This window comes from Planctomycetia bacterium, from assembly GCA_034440135.1.
GTDB lineage: Bacteria > Planctomycetota > Planctomycetia > Pirellulales > JALHLM01 > JALHLM01.
Window position 1 is genome coordinate 1 of the sequence record JAWXBP010000065.1, and the last position, 2,814, is coordinate 2,814.

General features: G+C 61.8%; 2 protein-coding genes. Both read left to right on the forward strand.

Going from position 1 to position 2,814, the window contains the following annotated elements:
* Window positions 1–2,432: Calx-beta domain-containing protein (locus SGJ19_03705; protein ID MDZ4779340.1), on the forward strand; the 2,432-nt coding region annotated here is incomplete at its 5' end.
* A gap of 120 nt (window positions 2,433–2,552) precedes the next feature.
* The coding region (locus SGJ19_03710) for a hypothetical protein (GenBank protein ID MDZ4779341.1) at window positions 2,553–2,814 on the forward strand (262 nt) is incomplete at its 3' end.

The window sequence follows — 2,814 nt, forward strand, 5'->3', positions numbered from 1 at the left end:
GCCGAACCAAGGTTTACGCCAATGCCGCAACGTACAATGTGCGATGCTGGGCTTCCGACGCGGGCGGTGAGTTTGAAGTTGTCGGCGCGACCATCAACGTGCTCAACACCAGTCCGATGCCGGTGGTTTCGATTGCTCCAACGATTCCTAATACCTCGGAGCAAACGCCCGGCTCGCCCGGACGGTTCACCGTCAGCCGAACCGGTGCGACGAATATTCCTCTTGGCGTGTTCCTGGCACTATCCACTGGCGCAAACAAAGCCACCAACGGCGTCGATTATCAACTCATTCCGCTTTCGGTGTTCATTCCGGCTGGCCAATCTTCGGTCTCGTTCGACATCGTTCCGATCGCCGACAATCTGGCAGAAGGCGTCGAACTCGTCGACGTCACGGTTTTGCCTTCGAGTCTGTACAGCCAGAATGTTGCGGTCGCTACGGTCCAGATCGCCGACGGACCCAACATCGATCTTAACTTGGTCAGCGGCCGAGTCTTCAACGATCTCAATGGAAATGGCGCGATCAATGCGGGCGAGCTAGGTCTGGTTGGCCGGCGCATATTTGACGACCTCAATCACAACAGCACGTACCAGCTCGGTGAGCCGTTCGTGCTATCCGATTCGAGCGGCAATTACACGCTCGGAAGCTTGTTAAGCGGGTCGCACGACATCGTGCTGGAAGGCACGTCAGGTTTTGTGTTCACGACACCGCCGACGAGGACGATCACGGTTGGCATCGGTGAAACCATCTCGGGCGGCGACTACGGTAGCGCGCAGCCCGCGACTTTACAGGGCTTCGTATTTGCCGACGCAGATCTGGATGGAATCTTCGACGGTGGCGAACAATCGCTCGGCGGCTGGACGGTCTTTACCGACACCGACTTCGATGGCGCGCTCGATGTCGGCGAGGCGAACGCCATCACCGATGGGTTGGGCGCTTACACACTCACCGGGGCCATTCCGGGCACGCTAGCCCTGCGCGCAGTCGGTCCGGCGGGCTGGGTTCCCACCAACGGCGACACCGGCGGCGCGCTCTCGATCACCGCAACTGCCGGTGCGTCGCTGAATGATATCAATCTTGGCCAGCGACGGGAAGGTCCGCTCACGGGACCACTCGTCCCATCGGCCGCGATCATTGCAGGTGGTCTCATTCTTACGCTGGAGGCGACCAATCCCGAAGCCGCCACCAGCGTTGTGCGTTTTTATCGCGAAAGCAACAATATCGCAGGACTTCAAACCGGCGTTGGCGGCGACATCGTCGCCGGAATCGACTACACCGCCGTCGACGACTGGGGAATTGTCTTCCGTGTTGGATTGAATGCCGGAACCTACGTTTTCTATTCACAAGCGGAGGATGGCTACGGCTTCATCGGCACGCCGCAAAGTGCAACCATCACCGTCACGGGTAACCCGGGACCGAATGTGGCCTCTGTAGTGCGCGTCAATGATGCCGTGCGCGAAGATGGTTCGTCGCCGGGCATCTTCGAGGTTCGCCGAACCGGTTCGAACGCCCTCGACTTAGTCGTCAACATCACAGGCGTAGCGGGCGCTGGCTTGGCTGCACCTGGCACAGACTACGCCAACCTGCCGACGAGTGTAACCATTCCTGCCGGCGACGACGCCGTGCGGTTGCAGGTCTATCCCGTCGCCGATGCCATTGCTGAAGGGACCGAGCTGGCGCGAGTCGCCGTTCAGAGCGGCGCGGGGTATAGTGTGAGCGCGAGCGCCGGCACGGCCGATCTCGCGCTCCGCGATGCGTCGTCGCCAAACGTGGTGGCGGTTACCAGCGCCGCGTATGAATACGACCGTTTCCCGCCCGCGCCGCGCGTCGCCTTTACCGCCAACGTCGTTGCGTCGCTCGCGCCGGCCGACGCCTCGCTCTTCAACCTCTCCACCGGCCAGCCGGTTCCGCCGGCTCAGGTTGGATTCGCGTACGACCCGACGGCAGGCGTTGCGCGATTCCATGTCTCAGGCACACCGACGCGCGTCCTCCCCGACGGCAATTACCGTCTCACCCTCGCCGCGTCGGGAATCACCGGTCCCAACGGCCAGCCGCTCGACGGCAACAACGACGGCATCGGCGGCGACGATCTCGTCACTGACTTCTTCGTCCTTGCCGGCGACGCCAATCGCGATCGTGCCGTGAACCTCGACGATTTCACGTCCCTCGCCGCAAGCTTCGGCCAGCCGAGCCGGGTGTTCAGTCAGGGCGACTTTAACTACGACCAAAGCGTGAACCTCGACGATTTCACGATCCTGGCCAGTCGATTCGGCACAAGCCTGTCGGCGGCATCGATCCCGGATGGAACCACCACCGGCGCCGCCGAAACCAGAGTGGTTCGGCTTGGGACGGCGCGACCGGCGACAACGGCTTCGCCCTTCAGCGCGCGGCCGATACTGTTGGAGGTGCTGGACGATCAGGCCGCACTCGTGTAGCTCGGATCGCTGAGGCTCAGGGTTGTGTGTTGCAGCGACCGAAGCGGGTTATCTGCCGGAGACATTTTCGAATCTCTGTTTGGATTTCGGTGAGCGCTACGCGAACTACACCGCCGCCGTTTGATCGTGTTGGTGTGCTTGGAGTTGAAGCCAGCGGTCCGGCAGCCAATCGTCGAGCTGGCTGATCGGCGTGGTCGGGAGGTTGGTCAGCAGTTGCGTCAGGTACAGTTGCGGGTCGATGTTGTGGCGGCGGGCGGTGCTGGTGAGACTGCTCAGGATGGCGGCGGTTTGGCCGCCACGTCACGATGCTGGTGTTCTGTCTTTCGCGATCATTGCTTTCAGATCTTCCTCGTGGTCGGGGTGGTAGCAAAGCCACCACCGC